This window comes from Flavivirga aquimarina (genome assembly GCF_030540835.1).
Taxonomy (GTDB): domain Bacteria; phylum Bacteroidota; class Bacteroidia; order Flavobacteriales; family Flavobacteriaceae; genus Flavivirga; species Flavivirga aquimarina.
Genome location: NZ_JAUOEK010000161.1, coordinates 1 through 24,291, shown reverse-complemented (window position 1 = coordinate 24,291; position 24,291 = coordinate 1). Strand labels below are relative to the sequence as shown.

The 24,291-nt window shown below is 31.6% G+C and carries 25 protein-coding genes; 15 read left to right on the top strand and 10 right to left on the bottom strand.

Going from position 1 to position 24,291, the window contains the following annotated elements:
• Positions 1-30 precede the first annotated feature (30 nt).
• Positions 31-309 carry a F0F1 ATP synthase subunit delta/epsilon gene (locus Q4Q35_RS17275; RefSeq protein ID WP_303279270.1) on the top strand — a complete coding sequence of 93 codons (279 nt, stop codon included), beginning with the start codon at positions 31-33 and terminating at the stop codon, positions 307-309.
• A gap of 183 nt (positions 310-492) precedes the next feature.
• Here the strand turns inward: Q4Q35_RS17275 and Q4Q35_RS17270 are convergent, their stop codons facing one another.
• Genes Q4Q35_RS17270 through Q4Q35_RS17260 form a run of 3 tightly spaced genes read right to left on the bottom strand, consistent with a single transcriptional unit; the run spans position 493 to position 2,748 of the window.
• The gene (locus Q4Q35_RS17270; RefSeq protein ID WP_303279269.1) at positions 493-1,047 is read right to left on the bottom strand and encodes a GNAT family N-acetyltransferase; all 555 of its coding nucleotides are present in this window, start codon (positions 1,045-1,047) and stop codon (positions 493-495) included.
• A gap of 7 nt (positions 1,048-1,054) precedes the next feature.
• Complete coding sequence (locus Q4Q35_RS17265) at positions 1,055-1,495, bottom strand: LexA family protein (protein WP_303279268.1); 441 nt, start codon at positions 1,493-1,495, stop codon at positions 1,055-1,057.
• A complete protein-coding gene (locus Q4Q35_RS17260; RefSeq protein ID WP_303279283.1) occupies positions 1,492-2,748 on the bottom strand; it encodes a Y-family DNA polymerase in 1,257 nt (418 codons plus the stop codon). Before Q4Q35_RS17260 ends, Q4Q35_RS17265 begins: the two co-directional genes overlap by 4 nt.
• A gap of 82 nt (positions 2,749-2,830) precedes the next feature.
• Here Q4Q35_RS17260 and Q4Q35_RS17255 point away from each other — a divergent pair, with 82 nt between their 5' ends.
• Complete coding sequence (locus Q4Q35_RS17255; RefSeq protein ID WP_303279267.1) at positions 2,831-3,379, top strand: hypothetical protein; 549 nt, start codon at positions 2,831-2,833, stop codon at positions 3,377-3,379.
• On the opposite strand, the gene Q4Q35_RS17250 is transcribed toward Q4Q35_RS17255, so the two are convergent.
• The 4 genes from Q4Q35_RS17250 to Q4Q35_RS17235 form a co-directional block, all read right to left on the bottom strand.
• The gene (locus tag Q4Q35_RS17250) at positions 3,380-3,829 is read right to left on the bottom strand and encodes a DUF3157 domain-containing protein (RefSeq protein WP_303279266.1); all 450 of its coding nucleotides are present in this window, start codon (positions 3,827-3,829) and stop codon (positions 3,380-3,382) included.
• A 67-nt stretch (positions 3,830-3,896) separates the two neighbouring features.
• Positions 3,897-4,103 (bottom strand): helix-turn-helix domain-containing protein, encoded by a 207-nt coding sequence (locus tag Q4Q35_RS17245; RefSeq protein ID WP_303279265.1) that lies wholly within the window; start codon positions 4,101-4,103, stop codon positions 3,897-3,899.
• 2 nt (positions 4,104-4,105) lie between these two features.
• Entirely contained in the window at positions 4,106-4,612 is a 507-nt protein-coding gene (locus Q4Q35_RS17240; RefSeq protein ID WP_303279264.1) for a DUF2975 domain-containing protein, read from the bottom strand.
• A 2-nt stretch (positions 4,613-4,614) separates the two neighbouring features.
• Positions 4,615-5,094, bottom strand: coding sequence for a DUF2975 domain-containing protein (locus tag Q4Q35_RS17235; RefSeq protein ID WP_303279263.1), 480 nt, complete (start codon positions 5,092-5,094; stop codon positions 4,615-4,617).
• A 109-nt stretch (positions 5,095-5,203) separates the two neighbouring features.
• Between Q4Q35_RS17235 and Q4Q35_RS17230 the strand changes: the two genes are divergently transcribed.
• The 10 genes from Q4Q35_RS17230 to Q4Q35_RS17185 all read left to right on the top strand — a co-directional run bounded on the left by Q4Q35_RS17230 (position 5,204) and on the right by Q4Q35_RS17185 (position 15,954).
• Complete coding sequence (locus tag Q4Q35_RS17230; RefSeq protein ID WP_303279262.1) at positions 5,204-6,376, top strand: aminotransferase class I/II-fold pyridoxal phosphate-dependent enzyme; 1,173 nt, start codon at positions 5,204-5,206, stop codon at positions 6,374-6,376.
• Between the two features lie 41 nt (positions 6,377-6,417).
• Positions 6,418-6,831 (top strand): putative signal transducing protein, encoded by a 414-nt coding sequence (locus Q4Q35_RS17225; RefSeq protein ID WP_303279261.1) that lies wholly within the window; start codon positions 6,418-6,420, stop codon positions 6,829-6,831.
• Positions 6,828-7,436 (top strand): dethiobiotin synthase, encoded by a 609-nt coding sequence (gene bioD / locus Q4Q35_RS17220; protein ID WP_303279260.1) that lies wholly within the window; start codon positions 6,828-6,830, stop codon positions 7,434-7,436. Before Q4Q35_RS17225 ends, bioD begins: the two co-directional genes overlap by 4 nt.
• Positions 7,437-7,500: 64 nt before the next feature.
• Positions 7,501-7,779 carry a GIY-YIG nuclease family protein gene (locus tag Q4Q35_RS17215; RefSeq protein ID WP_303279259.1) on the top strand — a complete coding sequence of 93 codons (279 nt, stop codon included), beginning with the start codon at positions 7,501-7,503 and terminating at the stop codon, positions 7,777-7,779.
• 42 nt (positions 7,780-7,821) lie between these two features.
• The gene (gene bioA, locus Q4Q35_RS17210) at positions 7,822-9,087 is read left to right on the top strand and encodes an adenosylmethionine--8-amino-7-oxononanoate transaminase (RefSeq protein ID WP_303279282.1); all 1,266 of its coding nucleotides are present in this window, start codon (positions 7,822-7,824) and stop codon (positions 9,085-9,087) included.
• 206 nt (positions 9,088-9,293) lie between these two features.
• Positions 9,294-10,070, top strand: coding sequence for a hypothetical protein (locus tag Q4Q35_RS17205; RefSeq protein ID WP_303279258.1), 777 nt, complete (start codon positions 9,294-9,296; stop codon positions 10,068-10,070).
• 10 nt (positions 10,071-10,080) lie between these two features.
• On the top strand, positions 10,081-12,651 hold the full coding sequence (locus Q4Q35_RS17200) for a hypothetical protein (protein ID WP_303279257.1): 2,571 nt from the start codon (positions 10,081-10,083) through the stop codon (positions 12,649-12,651).
• Between the two features lie 64 nt (positions 12,652-12,715).
• Positions 12,716-13,870 (top strand): beta-ketoacyl synthase N-terminal-like domain-containing protein, encoded by a 1,155-nt coding sequence (locus Q4Q35_RS17195; protein ID WP_303279256.1) that lies wholly within the window; start codon positions 12,716-12,718, stop codon positions 13,868-13,870.
• 58 nt (positions 13,871-13,928) lie between these two features.
• A complete protein-coding gene (locus tag Q4Q35_RS17190) occupies positions 13,929-14,561 on the top strand; it encodes a hypothetical protein (RefSeq protein WP_303279255.1) in 633 nt (210 codons plus the stop codon).
• On the top strand, positions 14,530-15,954 hold the full coding sequence (locus tag Q4Q35_RS17185; RefSeq protein ID WP_303279254.1) for a flotillin family protein: 1,425 nt from the start codon (positions 14,530-14,532) through the stop codon (positions 15,952-15,954). Before Q4Q35_RS17190 ends, Q4Q35_RS17185 begins: the two co-directional genes overlap by 32 nt.
• Positions 15,955-16,007: 53 nt before the next feature.
• On the opposite strand, the gene Q4Q35_RS17180 is transcribed toward Q4Q35_RS17185, so the two are convergent.
• A complete protein-coding gene (locus Q4Q35_RS17180) occupies positions 16,008-17,045 on the bottom strand; it encodes a sugar-transfer associated ATP-grasp domain-containing protein (RefSeq protein WP_303279253.1) in 1,038 nt (345 codons plus the stop codon).
• 137 nt (positions 17,046-17,182) lie between these two features.
• Entirely contained in the window at positions 17,183-18,325 is a 1,143-nt protein-coding gene (locus Q4Q35_RS17175) for a TlpA family protein disulfide reductase (protein ID WP_303279252.1), read from the bottom strand.
• A 630-nt stretch (positions 18,326-18,955) separates the two neighbouring features.
• Between Q4Q35_RS17175 and bioB the strand changes: the two genes are divergently transcribed.
• The gene (bioB, locus tag Q4Q35_RS17170) at positions 18,956-20,050 is read left to right on the top strand and encodes a biotin synthase BioB (RefSeq protein ID WP_303279251.1); all 1,095 of its coding nucleotides are present in this window, start codon (positions 18,956-18,958) and stop codon (positions 20,048-20,050) included.
• Between the two features lie 120 nt (positions 20,051-20,170).
• Positions 20,171-21,043, top strand: coding sequence for a cupin-like domain-containing protein (locus Q4Q35_RS17165; protein ID WP_303279250.1), 873 nt, complete (start codon positions 20,171-20,173; stop codon positions 21,041-21,043).
• On the opposite strand, the gene Q4Q35_RS17160 is transcribed toward Q4Q35_RS17165, so the two are convergent.
• Positions 21,033-21,509 (bottom strand): regulatory protein RecX, encoded by a 477-nt coding sequence (locus Q4Q35_RS17160; RefSeq protein ID WP_303279249.1) that lies wholly within the window; start codon positions 21,507-21,509, stop codon positions 21,033-21,035. The genes Q4Q35_RS17165 and Q4Q35_RS17160 overlap by 11 nt on opposite strands.
• Positions 21,510-21,613: 104 nt before the next feature.
• Between Q4Q35_RS17160 and Q4Q35_RS17155 the strand changes: the two genes are divergently transcribed.
• Positions 21,614-24,091: a T9SS type A sorting domain-containing protein gene (locus tag Q4Q35_RS17155; RefSeq protein ID WP_303279248.1), complete on the top strand. Its 2,478-nt coding sequence runs from the start codon at positions 21,614-21,616 to the stop codon at positions 24,089-24,091.
• The last annotated feature ends 200 nt before the right edge of the window (positions 24,092-24,291 follow it).

Here is a 24,291-nt window from a genome sequence, read left to right as displayed (position 1 = left end):
CAAGTTCAGGGTACTAAAACAAGTTTTAGTATGTATTTAGAAATTGTATCACCTGAAGCAACCTTATTTAGTGGAGAAGTAACTAGTATTGCTGTTCCCGGAGTTAATGGAGACTTTGAAATGTTAAATAATCACGCTCCTATTGTATCTTTATTAAAAGAAGGTATTGTGAAAATTTCAGGGAATATTGAATTAGATGAAGATGTTCAGGACAAATTTACTAAAGGCGAAAAAGACACGACTTTATTAAAAATAAATTCCGGAACTATAGAAATGAAAGATAATAAAATTATAGTCTTAGCAGATTAATAAATTTTAAACTAAACAAAAGTTAAAAGCTCAAATTTAAGTATTTGGGCTTTTTTTGTGCTCTGTTCCATATAAACTATATAGCCTACCTAAAGGGGGTATCAGTAAAGTATTTAAGACAAGTTTATAAAAGTAAAGGGGTGGGACGGCTACATTAAAAGTGTGAAGCACATCTCTTATTTTTTATATCCATTTCCAGATAATCAACTCCCAATCTTCACCAGCCTCTGTATGTACATCTAAAGTGTTAAACCCTACGGCCAGATGCGCTTGTAAAGAACGAATATTTTTAGAATTAACTTCTGTAACTACAGCGTCAAAATCCGATTTTAATTCATCTTTAAAGAAATGGTACAACTTTTTAAAAATGCCTTGTTTTCTATATGCTTTGTCTATACAAGTCTGCCCCATAATTAAATAATGAAGCTCCGATAAATTTTTAGATGCAATGATGCCATCCATATAGTCAAACATAGGTATAAGTGTAGGCACATCATTTCTAAAAGCATTAAGCATACATAGAGCATAACCAATCACTTTTTCTTCATGCTTAACAATGATATGTGGACACGCACTATTCATACGTTTTAAAACATCAAACGTATGTTTTACAGAAACAAATCCTTCTGTTTTCATAGCCTCACTAGCTAACGATAGCTTTATGTTAGCATGTTGTAAGTTTAAAATTTGACGTAATTCTTCATCTGTTTCAGCACGTTTATAAACAATTTGTGACATTATAAACCTATACTTTTTTAATCACACTGGTTACAATACCCCAAATAATAAAGTCATTCTCATTAGTAATTTTAATTATCGGATAATTAGGGTTTTCTGGCTGTAACCATACCTCGTCCTTATCTACTTTTAAACGTTTTACCGTGAATTCACCATCTAAAAAACAAACAGCTATTTTGTTATGCGTAGGTTCTAAACTTCTGTCTATAACCAATAAATCATTATCATCTAACCCGGCTCCAATCATAGATTGGCCACTTACTCTAGCAAAAAAAGTAGCTTCCTTATTTTTTATAAGCTCTTTATCTAAAGACAAACGTTGTTCTTTAAAATCGTCTGCAGGCGAAGGAAACCCTGCCGAAATTCCTGTATCGAAAAAAGGGGCTCCTGAATCATTGGTGACTTTTGGAGTAAAGAATGTTAAGTGCTGTGATTTGTGTCCTATCATGTTACTTTAATAATGTCATTAATATTCGTTGTATACCTTGGGGATAATCGTTCTTGGCGCATCTTCCAGGTACGTTTTAAATCTTGATTTCCCAGCTTTATTTTATAATTTTCATATTTAGCATTTAATTTGTCTATCGTACCCATTAACGGTTTATGCTTTGGGTTTTCTCTTTCAAATAAATGTAATTGATAGTTATTTGTTGGGACCAATCCCATAACAATAACACCAGCTCGTTTATATTTTATACCTTCTTTAAAAATTGAAACTACGCTTTCTACAGCACAATTACTAATAATTAGAGATGAATTGGTTGGATACGGCAAATTTACGGCCTTACTTACTCTATGTTGTTCCATACCTTTTTTATGTCTGTCACTTCTCAACATAACATAAATAATATGACAACTAGAACCTTGTTTACGCAACTTTTCGGCACAACTAGTTGCAAAAGTTGAAATTCGTTCTTTAATATTCTCAATATCAGAGAAGGTATACTCAAAACTTCTGGTTGTTGCAATCGCTCTTTTTGTTTGAAACTCATCTAATTCTAATTTAGAGATTCCTTCCAAATCTTTTTTTAGCTTCCATTCAGTTATCGAAAAATTTTTGCGTACCCATGCGTCCGGCAATTCAACAAAATCCAATGCGGTTTTACATCCTTTTGCTTTCAATCGTTTTTGCAATCCACGACCTATACCCCAAACAGCTTCTAATTTTATCCATTTTAAAGCTTTAATTCTTTTTTCTTCAGAATCTATTACATAAACCCCGTTAGTCTCATTTGGAAATTTACGAGCTATTTTATTTGCAACTTTACTCAAAGCTTTGGTTGGTGCAATTCCCACGCAGGTAGGAATACCGGTCCATTTTAAAATACGTTGTCTTATTTGATTTCCATAATCATTAAAATCATACCCATTAAAACCTTTAAATTGCACAAACGCTTCGTCTATACTATACACTTCTACGTCTGGAGTAAATTGTTCTAATATCGTCATGACCCGGTTACTCATATCCCCATATAATGGGTAATTTGAAGATAACACATGGATATTATTCTCTTTACAGAAACCCTCCCATTTAAAAATAGGAGCCCCCATAGGAAGGTTTAATGCTTTTGCTTCATCGCTCCGCGAGATAACACAGCCATCATTGTTACTTAAAATAGCAATGGGTTTGCTGCGTAAATTAGGATTAAAAACACGTTCGCAAGACGCATAAAAGTTATTACAATCTACTAAGGCATACATAATAGTAAAGATACAGGATTTCAATGTTTTTTAAAATACTATAATACATAGTAAACATTACGTCTTTTCTTATATTTGGTTTATGAATAAACACATGATTGTATCTGAAAAACAACGCCCTCTATGGCAACGTATAGTTGCCTCTTTATTTTTTACAGCTGCAATAGGTTTTTTAGCATATACATTATATACAGCCCATTGGAATGATGACAATTTAATAAATATTGGGCACGATATAAAGGGTGTTATTTATTTGATTGGGTTTGGCATTGCATTTTCCTTTCATCAAAGTGTTTATATAGATATCAAAAAATCGAAATTTAGACAAACTTATGAAATAGGGCCTATCAAATTAGGACAATGGAAAACTATAAATAATTATGAATATGTATCTATATTTCATCAGCCTCTCGAAGATGGAGATAAAATATTTGAAGTTAATTTATGGTATGATAGAAATAAACATTGGGAACTCTATGAAAAATACGATTATAAAGCAGCCTTTTTAATTGGCTATGAGCTTTCAGAACTTTTACAAATTGACATATTAGATGCAACTGTTCCAAATAACTATAAATGGATTGATAAAAAGACTTCTAAAGAAACAGGTAAAATGGTATATTTAGATTAACTAAAAAAACTTATTATTCTCTATAATAGAATTCCCAACACGTTTATAAGTTACTTTCTTTCCATTGGCACAAAAATGATACATGCCATTAGCTTTTTTTTCTTTTGCAGATAATAATAAAACCTCTGACACTTCACAGTTATAATCTTTTGCAACTTTCTTTTTTATATGCTTTATTGTTGCTCTTCCTTTTTTTAATTGTGCCTGAATTTTTCTGTCTAATTTAGGTTCCGTAAAATCTTTCGATATATTACAACTATTATTTCCTTTTAATTTCTGAAGGCTTATTTCTGTGGAGTCTATTAAAGGTCTTTTCTTATCTATATACTCCCAAGAATAATCAGATTTTAGTAAAATACGCCTGCCATCATCTGTATTTAATATAAAATTGTCTTGTGCAAAACAAGCACATGAGATAAACAACAAGAAAATAATAAGATATGGTTTCATAATTGATTAAGAATATAGTTTCTGTACTGTTTCAAAAATACACCTTTAATAGGAAAAGAAGAAACATTTAACCTTCTACATATTCCAAAATATCAGCAGGTTGACAATCTAAAGCTTTACAAATGGCTTCCAACGTTGAAAAACGTACTGCTTTTGCCTTACCTGATTTTAAAATGGAAAGGTTAGCAGTAGTTATACCAATGATATCTGCCAAGTCTTTACTTTTCATTTTGCGCTTGGCCAACATCATATCAAGATTTACAATTATTGGCATGGTTATATGGTTAGGTCGTTTTCTTCTTTAATTTGACACGCCTTCCTTTGAATTTCTTCAAAAACTAAAATACCAAAACCAATAATCAAAACCATAAAATGATAAAAAAATGGTAAAAGCATGCTTTCAATAAAATTTTCTGAAAAAGAATAATTATAAAATATAGAAGTCGAAAAGCTAACGATTGCAATAAGAACAAAATGTTTTCCTACGGTCTTTAAAAGCTTAATGATTTTTGAAGTAAAGAGTAGATTCTTTTTAAAATAACCTACAACTCTTAGCAATTGGATAAGCGAATAAACAAAAAGGGTATCTATTATTATTGTCACTATAAAGTAAATGTAAAACCCTAATTCTATATTATCTTCAAAAAAAGAACTTCTAAACAATTCTTTAGGTATTGTATGCCCCCCAGTAAATGTTATAAACATATAAAAAAGCAATGCTAGAATATATAGATTAACAAATAAGGCTAGTATAAATTGAAATATATTAAGTTTAATTATCATAATTATATTGTTAAATCACTTTCTTGCTTTAATAAAGTTCCGTTTTTAATTATTTTAGAAATAATTAATATCCCAAAACCCATTAAAAAAAGCAACCCATTAACCATCAAGTATCCTATTTGAAACTCTGTCTGATATGAAGCTGAAATTTCTAATATAGCCCTAATCAAATCTAAAGCTGCTACAAAACACAAAAGTAAGCCACCTATTTTAAAACTTCGAGAGGCTTGTATGTTAAAATATCCGCTTTTAATTATTTTAAAAAGCGCTACACAAACATATATTATCCCAATAAGGGTAACAAAAGATATCATATTCTGAATTAACCAAATTGATTTTCCAAAAAATGAATTTCCAGAATCTAAAATAGATTGATAAATCGTTCTCCAAGATCTAAAATGAATTACCTGTGAAGACAAATGAATTATATTAAATACAACATAGCAAATAGCGAAACCTAATAATACCTTAATCTTAATCATATTAATTATTGTTTAACGATAACAAATATATAAAAATTATTGATAAACAATAATTTTTTATCAAAAAAAGATATTTTAAGAACCTAACAGGTCTTCGTATCTTTACCCTATGTTTCCTAAAAAACTATATAAAAAATTAGAAGAACGTAAAGCTAATAATGCCTTACGGCAATTAGAGGTTCCAAATAGTCAAGTAGATTTTTCATCCAACGATTATCTCGGATTTTCAAAATCTGAAACTATTTTTAATAATACTCATGAGTTTTTAATTGGACATAACATAACCAATAATGGAGCAACAGGTTCTCGACTTCTTTCAGGAAACCATCCGCTTTTCAACATTGTAGAAGCCTTGCTATCTAATTTTCATAACAGTGACTCTGCTTTAATCTTTAATTCTGGTTACGATGCAAACTTAGGATTCTTCTCTACTGTTCCGCAACGCGGAGATATTATTTTATATGACGAATATAGTCATGCATCTATTCGTGATGGTATACAACTTTCTAATGCAAAAGCTTATAAGTTTAAACATAATGATTTGCAGGACTTAGAGTGTCTCCTCGAGCGCCCGCCTGCCGGACGGCCAGGCAGTCGAGAGGCCTTACACGAAATTAATATTTTTATAGTCACAGAATCCGTTTTCTCAATGGATGGCGATTCACCAGACTTAAAAAAGATGGTACAATTATGTAAAAAACACCATGCTTTTTTAATTATAGACGAAGCACATGCGGTTGGCGTTTTTGGGAAAAACGGTATAGGATTAGCCCAGCATTTAAAATTAGAAAAGGATGTTTTTGCTCGAATTATTACTTTTGGAAAAGCTATAGGAGCACATGGTGCTGCGATTTTAGGAAGTGACTCTTTAAAGCAATATTTAGTCAATTTTTCTCGAAGTTTTATTTACACTACAGCTTTACCCCCTCATGCATTAGCTAATATTCATGCTGCTTATCATGAATTGGTTTTAACCAAGAATAAAGAACAACTCTATAAAAATATTGCTCATTTTAAAAATGAGATTATTAAAAATAAGCTTCAAACATATTTTATTGAAAGTGATTCTGCTATACATTGTTGTATTATTCCTGGGAATGATACTGTAAAACAAATTGCCCAAAAGTTTCAAGAACAAGACTTCAATATAAAACCCATATTATCTCCCACAGTTCCAAAAGGACAAGAACGATTGCGTTTTTGCTTACATGCATTCAATTCAAAAGAAGACATATCAAACGTATTAAAGTTACTTGCTACTTTTGTGACGGAGTCATGTTGAACTAGTTTCAACATCTCATAAAAACTTTTGAAAACTATAGTATGAGTGATACATTTAAAACCATAGCTAAATTTCAATATTCATCTGAGGCACAAATTATTAAAGGTCGCTTGGAAGCTGAAGGTATTCAGGTGTTTTTATCAGATAACGTTACTATAGATACTGATCCTTTGGTAAGTAATGCTATTGGTGGTGTAAAGCTAAAAGTACTATCACGTCAAGCATTAAAAGCACAACATATTCTTAATTCTATTGAGAAATATTCTATTAATGATGAAGGAAATACCATTAACTGTCCAAATTGTGACAGTGAAAAAATAGAATTATTTTCTACAATAAAAGATGTTAAATCATTATTCTGGTTTATTTTTGGGTTTTTATTCTCTTCACTTCCTTTTTATACTAAACACAAGTATAAATGTGAAGATTGTAAAACAGAATTCGATTTAAAATGAAGACATATTTCATTACAGGAATATCTACCGATGTAGGTAAGACCATAGCTTCTGCCATAGTAACCGAAGCTTTACAAGCAGACTATTGGAAACCGGTTCAGGCAGGTGAACTGGAACATGACGACAAATATACTGTCGGAAAACTTATTACCAATAGCAAGTCAAAAATCCACCCAAACAGCTATGCTTTAGAAACTCCTATGAGCCCTCACGCTGCGGCAGCTATTGATGGTGTTTCAATTGATATAAAACAAATCAATGAGCCAAAAACAAAAAATCATTTGGTTATTGAAGGGGCTGGTGGCTTATTAGTCCCTTTAAATGATACCCAAACCGTTTTAGATATTATTAACCCAAATTATAAGGTTATTGTTGTTTCCAGACATTATTTAGGAAGCATCAATCATACGCTATTAACTATAAATACTTTAAAAGATAAGGGCTTTGATGTCTCTCTTATTTATAGTGGAGATGAACATAAAACTACAGAGGATATTATTAAAAAAATGACAAAGGCTCCCGTTATTGGACGTATAAATGAAGAGCCATATTTTGATAAGAATGTTGTAAAAGAATATGCTGAATTGTTTAGAGACAGGTTGTAAGTAACGTCACACTGAACTTGCTTGTGCTGAACTTGTTTCAGTATTTCAGTGTCACATAATAAATATGAAATCAAGCTATGTATACATATTAACGAATAAATACAGAACTACATTTTATATTGGAGTTACGGCAGATCTATCAAAACGATTAGAAGAACATTATGATGAAACTGCTTCAAAGTTCACTAAAAAATACAACACAAAAGATTTGATCTATTTTGAAGAATTTTCAGACATTGAACAAGCGATTGCTAGAGAAAAACAATTAAAAAATTGGCATAGAGAATGGAAACTCAATTTGATCAAGGAATTGAATCCAACTTTAAAGACTCTAGATTATTAACTTAATGCGATGCTGAAACAAGTTCAGCATGACGACGGAACTATGAAATTACAAGAACGCGATAAAAAACACCTTTGGCATCCTTTAACGCAACATAAATTGCACCCAGAAACTATAGCAATTACTAAGGCTAAAGGATGTATTTTACATGATGAAGATGGCAACGAATATATAGATGCTATTGCTTCATGGTACACATGTATGTATGGGCATTGTAACGAATATATTACAAATCGTGTTGCAGCCCAAATGCAGCAATTAGACCAAATTGTTTTTAGTGGTTTTACTCACGAACCTGCTATAAAACTATCGGAAGCACTTATTAAAATCCTACCCGATAATCAGAATAAAATTTTCTTTAGTGATAATGGTTCCACGTCTGTCGAAATTGGTATAAAAATGGCGTTGCAATTTCATTTTAATAAGGGCGAAAAACGAAATGTCTTAATTGCTTTCGAAGATGGGTTTCATGGGGATACTTTTGGATCTATGAGTGTATCTGGATTATCAGTTTACAATGGCCCCTTTGAAGACTTCTTTCTGGAAGTGAAACGAATTCCAACACCAAATGGAAAAAACAATGATGCTATTTTAAACACTTTAAATACCATTGTAAAAACCAATAAAGTGGCTGGTCTCGTTTACGAACCTTTAGTGCAAGGCGCAGCAGCTATGAAAATGTATGATTCTGAAGGTTTAAACGCTATTTTAAGGTTTTGTAAAAACCATCATATTATTACAGTTGCCGACGAAGTTATGACAGGTTTTGGTAAAACGGGAAAATATTTTGCATCAGATTATATAGATACAAAACCAGATATTATATGCTTAAGTAAAGCATTAACAGGGGGGCTAGTGCCTATGGGACTTACCACCTGTTCTGAAGATATTTACGAAGCTTTTTATAGTGACGATATTCGTAAAGGCCTATTTCATGGACATACCTATTCGGCAAACCCATTGGCCTGTACAGCAGCTTTAGCGAGTATAGAATTATTACAATCGGGTACTATTCAACAAAATATAAAAACAATTATTGCTTCTCATAAAGTGTTTAACGAACATATAAAAGCCCATCCAAAAGTAAAATCTACACGACAAATCGGCATTATTTTTGCCTTGGATTTAAACGTAGAAATGAAACGCTATGGCAATTTACGGGACAAACTTTTTAAACACTTTTTAGACCATGGTGTTTTTCTTCGCCCTTTAGGAAATACAATTTACATTCAGGCACCTTATGTAATTACTAAAGAGCAATTAGAAAAAGTTTATCGAGTTATTGAAGATGTTTTAGAAATTATATAAATATGGTCCTTTACCACGAAAATATTAGTAATGCGCTATTTTACAATTTCATGTATTCCAAAAAAAGACAGAAAATTCTGTAATTAAATTATCTTTTTTCTATATTTGTACCTCCTATTTAATAATTAATGGTATTCATTCAATTTTACATCCATAAAATGCTTGTTTGTAATTAATTGAAGTATTTAACTATAACCATTATAATTATGAATAGAAGTAACTACTATTTTATTTCCATTGCTCTTATTAGTCTAATAGGGTTTTTATCCTGTCAAAAGGATAGTTTCCCTGAGCCAGAAACAACTCCCTTAGTGTATTCGTTTAACATTCCGAATAAGATACATTTTAAGCTTTCACAACAATCTGAAAATAGTAGTTCCAAAATTCCTTATTCTAATAGTTTAAATATAAAAAATATTGGAAACGATATTATTTCTGCTAACTATGCCATTTTTGCATTTAAAAATAATAGCAAAAACTATAACAATCTTGCATTTATCAAGGAGGATAGTATTTCAAACTTAGTTAAAAACGATACGACTTCAAGTATTTCATTACATCAATCCAATACATTATTTTCAAAAGAAAATACCATTATCTCTGTTTTAAATTTTAATGAGGAAAACAAAGATCACCCTTTTAATGGTTTGTTTCGCGGAGAACTCAATGTCTTTAATGTCACAGAAACAGATACCACCTTTTTAAGAAGTATTACTTGTACAGGAGTTGTTGATTATCTGGGTGAATTTAATTTATTCACACAAGATGAAGACGAAGAAAACATCGTCTATATAAAAGGAAATTTTAACTCTGATTATTATATCTCCGGAAAGATTATAAATAATGAAGGCGCTTCACTTTCACAACTTGTAAATATAGAAACTCAGCTTCTAAAATTAATTGATAAAAATACCATAGAAGGCAGCATCAAATTCACTGAAAATAGTGAAGAACGTATTCTTAAAGTTTCACTAACTCGATAAAATTAAAAACATGAAATTAAAATTCACTATACTTCTATTTTTTATATCACTAGGAATATATGCACAAAAAGAAGTGCAGCCTTATACATATACAGTTTTCGATAAAAATGATGAAAACCCTCAAACTATATTAATTTATGCATCTGCTAAATCAGTGAATAGTGTAAAATTCACATTAAAAAACAGTATGAATGAGGTCTTAAAAATTAAAGAAGGACAAGATGCTGTATTTGAAGTTTTTCCATTTACAGAAATTATTTTTAGAGAAAAATTTGCTAAAAATATTAGTAGTGTTGTTAATGCTATTGAAGACAATGATGAGGAAAAAGAAGAACTATCAAACTTCAATATCCTTGCAGAGGATATAAAAGATAATACAAATCCCCAAACAAGAGGTAAGGCTATAAAAAATTTTAGAAATGTATACCAGTTTTTTAATGCCTTAATTATTACAGCTTTTCAATATGATACAGAACCTGTTGCTGGTGTTTTAAAGTATAAAGATACTGTTGAAGTAACTAAAAAAATAATTGAAGGATTAGATACAGATGTTTACTTTAATAGACAAACTAAACTAATAAGAGAAATAGTTTTTAACTCAGAAAAAAACGGAAAAAATAGAAAAACTAATATCTCTCAAAAAGGATATAAATATAATTATCTCGAATCCAATGGATTTATTGAGTTTCTGGGAAATGAAAATACAACAGATGTTAATACAATTATTTTCTCTAAAGGTTCACTTTTATGGGCTCTTTATGAATTTAATCAAAATACCAGAAAAAGAAAAGGTCATAGTGCAAAGTCAATTTTCAAGCATTACACCCGAAAGCAGCTACAGGAATGGTATAACATTTACGCGCTCTCACATTTTGTAAATACAGATTTTGTTACTTCGTATTTTGACTTAATAAAAAGCAAAGACTCATTTAACTCAAGAATTAAGTTTTTAAATGATACCATTAAAAAAGAAGCGGCTTATAAGAAAAAAATTGAAGATAGTATTAAAAGTAAAATCAAAGACATCAAATATTTTAACCAAAGAATCTATGAGGGTAGTGAATATTTAAAAGATATAATAGATGCAGATGAAGTAAAATATGGTAAACGACGGATAAGATATTTTGTCGAACAAAAAAGAGAATTAATATCAATTCAAAAAGAAAAATCAGATAGCTTAAAAATTATTAATGGTCGAATCTTAAAATTCAAAACAGAATTAGATGAAATTAAAAATAATCCAAAAGAAATTCAAAACGAAATTAACTTCTTAATAGCAAATCATAAAGATGAAATAGTAAAAGTTCCTATTTGGAATTTTGAGATAGAAAATATAGAAATTGACTTTAATGACGGATTTATTGAACACATAACTTGTACAGGGAAAATAATTACACCTAATATTGACGAAATAGCTATCTTAAATGCAATAACCAAGAAAAAACAAAAAGAATATTCTGGAGCCAATCTTAAAAAAATTATCGTTGATTTTTATAAAGAACCCTATGTGATTGAAATACTTGAAAAAGTACTCGCTAAAGAATTCAAATTTGAAAATGAATACCCCATTGGTTTCAGCTCTAAAACTGATTTTGCCGATTTAGATAATTATTCTCTTTATGCCTTTGAAGGTTCGGAAAAAGTATTTTCTTTACCATTAACTAATGTGATAAGTTTATATGTACAACGCCATCAGAATGACCGCTTAGATTTTAGTCCAAAAGATCAAGTGATCAGATTACCATTAGATGACTTAAACGAAAATAATGAGATTGAACTCAAAAAAGAAAAATCTTCAAAAATATTAAATGCTAAAATTTTTACTGATTTCAACGGCTTGAAAGAAAGTGAACCTAATGGGTTAGTACAAGTTGAAGTGGAAAAACAAATCCCTTTATGGACCAAACGGATGAATTTAGGTTTAGGTCGTAGTTCTAATATTGGTTTTGCTAATTATGTTGATTTTAATCTAACTTGGGCAAAACTTAATGAGGAAGACAGAGAATTACAAGTTAGTTATGCTGAGAGTTTTACAAATAATGAACTACAAGTGGATAAATTTGTGACCTATTTAGACCTTATAAAATTTGAAAACGTATCAGTGGGTGTCGATTTAAATGCGGCATCTTTTGATTTCCCTTTAATTAAAACCAGAATAGAATTAAATGCTGGAGTTCACTATGGAAAAATTAAAGTTGTAGATACCTTAACTAATACAGATGGTTCTCCTCGAACATCGCTTTTAGATAAGGATGTAAATATGATACGTCTATATCCTGACGCTATTTTAAGAATTAGGCCTGAAGAACGTTTTGGTGGTTATTTACGATTTAGACCCTTTAAAACTATAGTACCAAATAACGAAACTTTTTTTTCTATCAGTTCTATCAAAGATTTTGAAAAAGATAGATCACTTACTAAAAGTTGGTTACATCGCTATGAGCTAGGGTTATTCTATACGCCATCTATTGATAGTGACAATAAGTTTTTCTTTAGATACCGCTATACAAATACTTCACAGTGGGAAACAAATGGTTATAGCGAAGTACAATTAGGTTATTTAATTTATTTAAAATTTTAATCTTAATAAAAAAAACAATGTCTCATTAATGTAAGAACATGTATTTTTGCAGAAAATAAAATTCTTGCAAAAATTAATCTCAATAACCGCTATTTCATCTATTTCTCCATTGGGAAAATCTTTAGATGATATCTGGAAAAGTTACCTAAATAATCAGCACTGTATTACAGAAAAAACATTTGGAAATAAACATGCTTTAATTGCTGAAATTCCTAAAGATGCTAAAAAAGAGATTACATTATTACGTAAATCGGACGCTAAATATAAATCTCTTGATGAGACTGTTTTATTTGCTATATATGCTTCCCGACAAGCTATAAAACAAGCTAACTGGAATGGTTCGGATAATTTCGGGATTAATATTGGATCGTCTCGCGGTGCTACGCAGCTTTTTGAAACTTATCATAAAGAGTTTCTTGAAAAGAATAAAGCCAAAACATTAAGTTCTCCTACAACGACACTAGGTAATATTTCATCTTGGGTAGCTCACGATTTACAAACACAAGGCCCTGAAATTAGTCATTCCATAACTTGCTCTACGGCGTTACATGCCATGCTTAATGGTATTGCTTGGATTAATTCTGGCATGTGTAATAAATTTTTAGTTGGAGGTAGTGAAGCACCTCTTACTCCTTTTACTATTGCACAAATGCAAGCTTTAAAAATATATTCTAAAGAAACTGGCGATTTTCCTTGTCGAGCATTAGATCTTAATAAAACTAAAAACACCATGATTTTGGGTGAAGGGGCTTCTATAGCTTGTTTAGAAACGGGCAAAAAGGATAATGCTTTAGCTATTATTAAAGGGTTTGGCTATGCTACCGAAATTTTAGAACATAATATTTCTATTTCTAGTGACGCGCAATGCTTTCAAAAATCAATGCAAATGGCATTAGGTGACTTAAACCCTAATGAGGTTGATGTTATTGTAATGCATGCACCCGGTACTATAAAAGGCGATTTAAGTGAATACAATGCCATTGAAAAAATATTCTGTAACAAAACACCATCTTTAACTACTAACAAATGGAAAGTAGGCCATACCTTTGGAACATCTGGGGCTCTTAGTATTGAATTTGCAGTTTTAATGCTTCAACATCAAAAATTTATCGGCATCCCTTATTTAGAAAACCAAGAAACACCTAAAAAAATAAAAAACATTCTTGTAAATGCTGTTGGTTTTGGCGGAAATGCGGTTTCTATTTTACTTTCAAAATAAATTTAAGATTACTTAAAATAATCATACATTTAAGTCATCAATATTTAATCAATAAATTATGACAGAATGGTTTTCAAGTTTAGACTTATTAGCTAAAATATATTGGCTTATTGCTGTTATTGGATCGTTTGTTTTCACAATGGTTATCATTTTATCTTTTGTTGGAGGAGATGCTGGAGACATTGAAGATTTAGACGCAGAAATTGATTCCGATTCGGGAATAGGCTTTCAATTTATAACCTTTAAGAATCTCGTTGGTTTTTTTACAATTATGGGGTGGAGTGGTATTGCCTGTATGGATGCCGGTTTACCTACCCCTTTAACCATTGTAATTTCGTTTTTCTGCGGACTATTAATGATGGTAATAATGGCTTCAATGTTCTTTTTTATGCAAAAATTAAGTGATAGCGGTACCTTAAAATACAAAAACGCCATAGGTGCCATTGGAGAAGTATATCTTACTATTGCTGCAAATCGCTCTAAAATGGGAAAAGTTACAGTTCGAGTTCAAGGAACGCTACGTGAATTAGATGCTCTTACCGATTCCCTTACTGAACTGAAATCTGGAACCATTATAAAAGTAGTGGATGTAACCAACAATGGTATTTTAATAGTAGATCAAACGAGAAAACCAATAGAACCCATAAAACAACATACTTATGAAATTACTGACGATTCTGCAAGACTCTAGTTTTGGATTACCAATGACTCTTATTTTTGGAGTCTTATTTATATTCCTATTTCTAATTATATTAATAAGGCGTTATAAACGTTGTCCTTCTGATAGGATATTAGTTGTATATGGAAAAGTAGGAGGCGGTCAATCTGCCAAATGTATTCACGGTGGTGCTGCCTTTATTTTACCTGTGATTCAAGATTATGAATTTCTGGACTTAACTCCTATTTCCATAGAGGTTAACTTAGTAAATGCCCTTTCAAAACAAAATATTCGTGTAAATGTCCCTTCTAGATTTACTATTGGAGTTTCTACCGAGCCAGGGATTATGCAAAATGCAGCAGAACGTTTACTGGGATTAGGTCAAAACGAAATTCAGGATTTAGCTCAAGAAATTATTTTTGGTCAGTTACGTTTAGTCGTAGCCTCCATGGATATTGAAGAAATTAATTCAGATAGGGATAAGTTTTTAGCAAATATTTCGCAATCTGTAGAATCTGAATTAAAGAAAGTCGGCTTAAAATTAATCAACGTAAATATCACTGATATTGTTGACGAGTCCGGTTACATAGAAGCATTAGGTAAAGAAGCTGCAGCTCACGCTATTAATGCAGCTCGTAAATCGGTAGCAGAAAAAACCAGAGATGGATCTATTGGTGAAGCTAATGCTGTTCAAGATGAAAGAACTCAGGTTGCTGCTGCAAATGCTCAAGCTGTAGAAGGTGAAAACACAGCAAAAATTGCGGTTGCAAATTCAGATTCATTGCGCCGTCAACGCGAAGCCGAAGCTGAACGTGTGGCTATAGCTTCAGAAAAAGTGCAGTCTGCAAAAGCACTTGAAGAGTCCTACGCAGCTGAGAAAGAAGCGGAAACTGCCAGAGCAGAACGAGAGCGTTCATCACAAATGGCAGACGTTATTGTACCTGCCGAAATTGACAAAAAGAAAGTTGAAATTGATGCAGAGGCAGAAGCTGAACGCATTAGAAGACGTGCCAAAGGTGAAGCCGACGCCATTCTTTTTAAAGCACAAGCTGAAGCAGAAGGGTTATATGAAGTCTTAACAAAACAAGCTGCCGGTTTAGATCAAATTGTAAAAGCTGCTGGTAATAATTCTAAAGATGCAGTATTATTATTAATTGCAGATAAATTACCAGAATTAGTTAAAACACAAGCTGAGGCCATTAAAAATATAAAAATTGACAAAGTTACTGTATGGGAAAATGGTAGTGGTGAAGACGGAAAATCTTCTACAGCAAATTTCCTTTCTGGTATGTATAAATCGGTTCCTCCTTTGCAAGATATGTTTAACATGGCAGGTATGGAATTACCTGAATACTTAAAAGGTAAGGATAAAAAAAATGAAGAAACCACTAATATAGATACTAAAAATACCGAGGACACGGAATAATAATCTTCATTAATAATACATTTTAAAACCTGTTAAAAAATTTTAGCAGGTTTTTATTTTGCTTTAGTTTTTAGTTCTTCAATCAAATTTTTTACATGTTTGTTTTTTAATAGTCCTCCACTAATAATATTACAAATTTGTATGTGTGGTTCGGCGTTAGTTTCTATTATAACTGGGCCATCTGGTGTAATGGCAACATCCCAACCTATTAATCCATCTGGAATAACTTTAACACCACTTTTTACACTTTCGCAAGCTTCTTTATAATATGGAATTTTAAAACCTGCAAAAACAAAACCACTATCTGGATGCCTAGTTATTTCTCCTCCTCCAAATTGAGGTAAATAATGCCCTTTTGACTGTAGTATTCCATCATTTAAATCGACTCCAACAAAAAAACCACCAGAAGAAGCATTATCTACTACGCTATCGCCTACACCAAACCGAATAGATACACTAATTATTTCTACTTCTTTTTGAGGGGTTAACAAAGTAATTATTCGTATCGTATTAATTGACTTGCTATGTATTTGATTTATTGAATCATGTTGCTTTATAACCTCAGTATGAACAAAATTCCCATTAATAAGAATTTTACTTTTAACTTTTAACTCTTTAATAAAATTGTCTTTTGTTATTTTAAAACATCCATGACCTCCATAATCGGAATGAGGCCTGAGAAACACCCCGTCGACGTTCTGATTATTAAATATTTTCTCGAAAAAATGAATTAGCTCCTTTTCGGTAGAAATATGTATTAAGGTATCATTGTGGAAAAAACTTGATTTATAATTATAGGCTATCAGTTTTGGGGTTTTTATTAAGTCATTTTTATTTAGTAAAGCAAAATATAATTTGTTATTAATAACACTTACATAATCTTGGTTATGTAATGATTTATCATATTGTAACTTTCTTTGTTCTTTAAGGCTTAAATGATCCAAGTAATCAATAGCATCTTTTCTATATAAATACTTGAAATAATAGAAAGGAATCTCCCTTTTCTTTACTAAAAGTACAAGTATTTCCTTAACCATTTTAGGAATACTTTTTTTATTAGGGTGTTTTAAAAAAACTTTTATTCTATTCACATTACATCAACTTTTAACTTTAAAATGCTTTGTTAAAGTAAGCACTAGGTCGCTACTGTTTTGTGCTTAACAAAATTTTAAAAATACAACAGGTATTGGGAAAATGCAATTTTCATACTACTGTTCAAAATAAAAGACTAATCTTGTAACGCCACCAATTGCTTTTCTAAGTCATCTAATTGTGATGGGTTTTTTGCCTTATTTTCTACAATATTTCCTGCTTCATCGACCAAAAAATATCTTGGAATATAATTCACTCCCATTTCTCTAATTTTCTGTGACAATGTTTCATTTGCTCTTACATGGGTGCCTTTTAAGTCATAAAATTTAACCATATCTAACCATTGCTGATGGGTTTTTTCACGGTCAATAGAAATATAAAGTGGTTTATAACCATATTTGCTTAATACAGCTTTTAATTCTTTAATATGCTTAAATTCCTTTTTACAAGGTCCGCACGTAGTTGCCCAAAAATCTACATATAATTTTTCACCTTTTAAAGGTTTAAGAACCTCTTCAAAAGTAGTTATATCTGCATAGTTTTCTACAAAATCAATACCTTCGTTAAAAGGTTTTTTTATGGTTTCATGAAAAGTAATAACCTCATCTACCAAAGGGTTTAAATACTTTGTATAACCACTATTTGGAAACCCGCCTTTAAAATCATTGAAAATAGTTACCAATTCTTTTTCATAATCTTTTTGGATTAAGTTTTCAAACAAAAAACTAGCTTTATAAAATTCTAATCTTTCTTTTGGCAATATACTATCGGCTTGATGAAATGAATACTCAATTCTTTTCTTATCTTTCATAGATGATTGAAGCTTTTCAATATCAAAATCAAAAGATTTAGCATCCTTATAATACAAATAATTTTCAGCGAAAGCATAACCCCATTCAGTATTTTGAAAATCGGAACGATTAAGTAAATCATTGTCAAAACAAGATTTCCACATTATTTCAACCTCTTCGGTGAAAACTCCCTCGTTTCTTTGATTTATTATAAATTTAACAAACCCAACAGTTCCTTTTAAGGCTGTATAATAATAACCTCTGTCTAATTTTACCAAATCGAAAAAACCTTTAGAAATACTATCTTTTTTATAAAGTGTTTCAAATTTTAAAATATCTGCCTGCTTTAAAGAGTCTATTTTAGAAACCACATTTGAAACTATTGAATCTTTAAAAAACTTCCTTGCTCCTCCTTGAATATGACCGGGGTTTTCTAATGCATTAAGCTGTTCTTGAGCTGCCTTATTAAAGCCATCTATATGAACCATTTTGCTTTTATCTTTTTGAGTTAAATCAAAATTTACAATATATTCTTTATCAGGTTCTACTACTAATTTTGCACGTGTTATTTGTTGAAAACCGTCTTCCTTATTAATTAAAATTTGAATAAAACCTGCTTTTTCCAGAGTATGATTAACTTTAAAATTTCCTAAGGAATCTAGAGTGATTTTTTCCTTAAATGGAATATATGCCGTTTCATTTACTGAAACTGTATGAAAAATGGTATAAGGTATATTTCCTTTTACATTACCTTTAATAATTGCTTCTAAGGTTTTTTTTTACAGCCTACAGCTAAAATGATGAGTAATAAAAACTTGAGTTTTAAGATTTTCATATTAAGGTTGTTTTTTGAAAATTAAAAGTAATAACTATTAACTAAAATCATAGACAACAATTAGAATTTCACTATATATAATGAGAATTTATTCGTTTAAAAAGGTTAAACTTCTAAACGCTTAAAAAATAACGCTCTATAATTAGCAATAAATTTTTAAGAAAAAGATGTTACCATTTCATCGTTTCATACTATAAAAGTCAATTTTAAAGTTAAATTTATAAATTATATCTTCCACTTTATTAGGTATAATAATTACTTTTGTTAAAAATACAACCTCAATATGAGTACAACCAAGCACAACTGGACCAAAGAAGAAATTCTAAATATTTATAACAAACCTTTAATGGAGTTGCTATACGAAGCAGCGACTATTCACCGCATACACCACGACCCAAATGTAGTGCAGGTTTCTACATTGGTTTCTATAAAAACCGGTGGTTGTTCAGAAGACTGTGGTTATTGCCCACAAGCTGCTCGATATCATACCAATATTGAAGGAAACGACTTAATGTCTGTACAGCAAGTAAAAGCTCAGGCTTTGCGTGCTAAGTCTGGGGGAAGTTCTCGTGTTTGTATGGGTGCTGCATGGCGTAATGTAAAAGATGGAGAAGAATTCGATCAAGTTTTAGAAATGGTACGTACCATTAATAAATTAGATATGGAAGTATGTTGTACTCTAGGTATGATTACCGAAAACCAAGCGCAACGTTTAGCAGAAGCCGGTTTGTATGCCTATAACCACAATTTAGATTCGTCTGAAGAATATTACAAAGAAGTGATTTCTACACGTGGTTTCGAAGATCGTTTGGACACTATCGATAATGTGCGTAAAACCAATGTGACTGTTTGCTCTGGTGGTATTATTGGTATGGGCGAAAGCTTGGAAGATAGAGCTGGTATGCTTGTTGCTTTATCAACTTTGAATCCACAACCGGAATCAACGCCTATAAATGCTTTAGTTGCAGTAGAAGGGACTCCTCTTGAAGATCAAAAACCCATTTCTATATGGGACATGGTTCGTATGGTAGCTACCACCAGAATTGTGATGCCAGAAACTCAAGTACGTTTAAGTGCTGGACGCACACAAATGGCACGTGAAGGTCAGGCCATGTGCTTTTTTGCTGGTGCCAACTCCATTTTTGCAGGTGATAAATTATTAACCACACCAAACCCTGATGTAAATGAAGATATGGAAATGTTTAAACTACTTGGTTTAAATCCACAAAAACCATTTACTAAGAAGGTACAACCGCAAACTGTTGAAGCTGCTGATTCAAAGTTTGAAGCTTTAGGTGAAAAACCAAAATGGAGCAGACCTAAACACACGATTGAACGTAATGAAACTGCTAAAGAGAGGGCTAAAGTGATTAAATAGTTCCTGTCCCCTTTCCTTATTAACATTAGCGAAAAGCCGTCTCTTGTGGTAACGTCAAAATAGGATTTCTATTTTCGTAACGTTTTCTTAACTTTGGGTACTAAACTAACTATTTAAGTATTGGCACTTAATCTGCAAGATATCGCTCGTATAAAAACCATTACTAAAACGGATTTTTTAAAATCCTATTTTAATCCGCAAAAGCCTGTAGTCATTGAAGACATTATAAGAAATTGGCCTGCCTACACCAAGTGGAATTTAGATTATATGAAGGCCATTGCCGGCGATATTACCATTCCTCTTTACGATGATAGACCTGTAGATTTCAGAGACGGGTTTAACGAGCCTCACGCAAAAATGAAAATGAGCGATTACGTGGATTTACTGAAAAAAGAACCCACAAAATATCGTATTTTTCTTTGGAATGCTATAAAAGAAATACCTCAGCTACGAAACGATTTTATGTTTCCGGATTTTGGTTTACGTCTCATGAAAGGGATTCCTATGTTATTTTTTGGAGGACGTGGTTCACATACTTTTATGCATTATGATATAGATTTAGCCAACATTTTTCATTTTCATTTTGAAGGTACCAAACAGGTTATTTTATTTGACCAGAAACAGAGCGATTACTTGTATAAAATCCCACATTCTTTAATTACCAGAGAAGATATAGATTTTTCTAATCCGGATTTTAAAAAATGGCCTATACTTAAAAAAGCAAAAGGTTACAAGACAGAATTAAAACATGGTGAGGTTTTATATATACCCGAAGGTTATTGGCATTATATGCGCTATAATACTCCGGGGTTTTCTATGAGTTTGAGAGCTATCGCCAGAAACCCAAAAAACTTTGGTCGAGCTTTATATAATATATTGATTATGCGTCATTATGATCATATCATGAGACGTTTAAAAGGGCGAAAATGGATTGATTGGAAAAATGAGCAAGCCATAGTGAGAACACATAAAAATAACGGAATTACGGTATAATCTCGTTTGCCTTTTCGTACACTAAATGAGATTCCCATCCTTTATATAACAGATAATTTATTAATTTCTTTCTTTTTTTAAACTTGTCTGTTTCTTTAATCGAATTTGCTTTTTTTTCGGCTAAACCATTGAAAACCTCGATATACTCCTCATTTCCTATTTCTCTAAGTGCTTGATTTATATTAACTTTGACCACGTCTTTTTTCTTAAGTTCGTAAGTTAAACGACGTCGCCCCCAATTCTTAATTTTAAACTTACCGCTTACAAATGTTTTGGCAAAACGTTCTTCATTAAGAAAGTTATGTTCTAAAAGGTGAACTATGATCACATCGATAGCCTCAGGTATCATGTGCATACCTTCTAACTTTTTTCTAACTTCTTGATGGCAACGTTCTTGATATGCGCAATAATGCTCCAGTTTTCTGGTAGCCTCTTGTACTGTATATGTTTTTTTTGATACCTGCATGGTTTTCAAAAATAATAATAGATTATTAACAATAAGAATAAAAATTTATAAAAACCAAATCTACTGTACTAAGCATAGTCGAAGTATAGATTTTAAAACCTAACATGATGAAAAAAATTACTTTTAGCATACTACTCTTTACTGCTTTTAATTTTAGTTATGGGCAGACCAAAATTGCGGAATTAACATTTGAATCCCCCGATGGTTACTCTACAAGTATAACAGAATTCACAGACATTGCTATTAGTTCTGGTGAAGATTACTTTATTAGAACCGACGGTTCAAATATAACAGGTGAAAGTTTCTCAAACATACAAGGAACTTATTATTTTACTGCTCAAGACTTAGATGGAGAAGGAGCTTCTTCACAACAGAGTCTTTTAATCAATAATATTAACATAAGTGGTTATTCCAGCTTAGAGTTTAGAGTACATATTGCTGAAGATGATATTGGGGCAAGCCAACATTGGGATGATTCAGATTTTTTACACTTTAATTACGACTTAGATAATAGCGGAATTTTTTCTGATTTATTGTGGGTTGAAGGAACTGGAGGTACTAACACAGAACCTCAAATAGATACCAATTTTGATGGAACTGGTGATGGTGCAACAATAAGTGATACATTTACGCAATTTACACAAAGTATAGTTGGTACAGGTTCTTTGTTAGATATTCAAATTGTTTTTGATTTTAATGCTATAGGTGAAGATATAGCAATTGATAATATCGAAATTTGGGGTATACTTGATCCATGCGGAACTGCTGTTACTTGGGATGGTTTTGCTTGGAGTAACGTTAGTGGCCCAGATATTACAACACCAGCTATTCTAAATGGTGATTACACGACACTTGGAAGCATAGGAAGTTTTTCAGCATGCAGCTTAACTCTAAATAATGCAGATTTACTTATTGCCGATAACACCTATATAGAAGTTCAAAATGATATAACAATTGACGCAAGTAGTTCAATAGGCGTAGAACCATACGGGGCTATTGTTCAAAAAAATGATTTGAGCTCAGTTACTAATAGTGGTGGTTCTATCACAGTTTCCAAAAGGACAGCCCCAATGAATGCTTGGTATGAATACACTTATTGGAGTTCTCCTGTTTCAGGGCAAACAGTTAGTGGTGCTTTAACTAGTTCACCTACCAATAGACGTTTTATATTTAATGGTCAAAATTTCTTAGACGCTACTGCAGAAACTAATAATGATGATACAGCTATAGGAGGTCAAGATAATATTGATGATAATGGGGACGATTGGCAGTTGGTAAGTGGTGCTACCATAATGCAGGCCGGAGTAGGTTATGCAGCTACTCTTACAGGTTTTGCTTATGATACTGCACCAGGAGTATCTAATAAACAGTTCAGGCATACATTTACCGGTGATTTTAATAACGGAATTGTAACTGTTCCTATTTACAGAAACGATTCAGAGTTGTTAGACTATAATTGGAATTTTGTAGGCAACCCATATCCTTCTGCTATTGATGCTGACTTGTTTTTAGCTGCTAATAGTAATGTTGCTACAGATATTGTAACGCCCAAATCTATTAACGGAGCCATATTCTTATGGTCTCAAAACACCCCGCCTTCAAGTACAACCAACGGTAACCAAACCTTTAATTTTTCAAATAACGACTTTGCCATTATTAATGCCGTTGGAGAATCTGCTGGGGGAGATGGCGTTACTCCATCCAGATTTATTCCTTCTGGTCAGGGCTTTTTTATATCGATGTCTAACTCTGCTTCGGCTTCTTTAGTTTCCGGAGATATTTACACCACAAATGTTACATTTAGTAATTCTATGCGTGTAAATGGAGCGACCGATAACAGTCAGTTTTTCAAAAACACCAATACAAAAAGTAAAACAAATACGATTGTTGCTAACAAATTATGGATGAATCTCACATCTGATAATGGCATTTTTAATCAAATACTTGTTGGTTATGTAAACGGTGCTACTAATGATGATGATGGCGTTTCGTATGACACAACTAAATTCGCTGCTAAAGGCACTGCGTTGTATTCAATCATTGAAGGTTCTAGCAAAAAATTCGCCATTCAAGGAAAAGCAGCTAATAGTCTGGATAGTGATGAAATTATAAAACTTGGTTTTAAAACATCTATTGAAGTTGCTACATTATATAAATTATCTGTAGCTCAATTACAAGGTGACTTTTTAACTAATAATACTATCTACCTAAAAGATAATTTACTTAACAAGTTACATGATTTATCTGCCAGTGATTATACTTTCACATCAGAAGTTGGTGAGTTTAATGACCGCTTTGAAATTGTATTTAATGCAGCTGCATTATCTACAAACGATGTTTCTATAGAAGAAAATCAATTCAGTATTATTGATTTGGATAATGATAAAGTTCAGTTTAACACAAATAATAGCTTAAATATTAAAACTATTCGTGTTTATGATCTTATTGGTCGTCAATTATACTATTTAAAAGGAGCATCTAGTTCTGAGACCTATAGGTTATCAAACTTAAATAACTCAATATATATTGCTAAAGTTGAATTGTCTAACGGCTTAGTTATTACAAAAAAGGCCATTAAATAATAATCTGAATTTCGATTAGAAAGATTCTCACGCTGTTTGTCTTCGACTACGCTCAGACTAGGCACATTCATAAATAAGAAAACCCTTGTAAATATGAGGGTTTTGTTGTAAATTAAGGAAACCAAAAACCCCGAAATCAGCTATGACGAGCCAAAAACGGGGTTTTCTTTTTTCCTTGACTATGAAATTACAAAGATTTT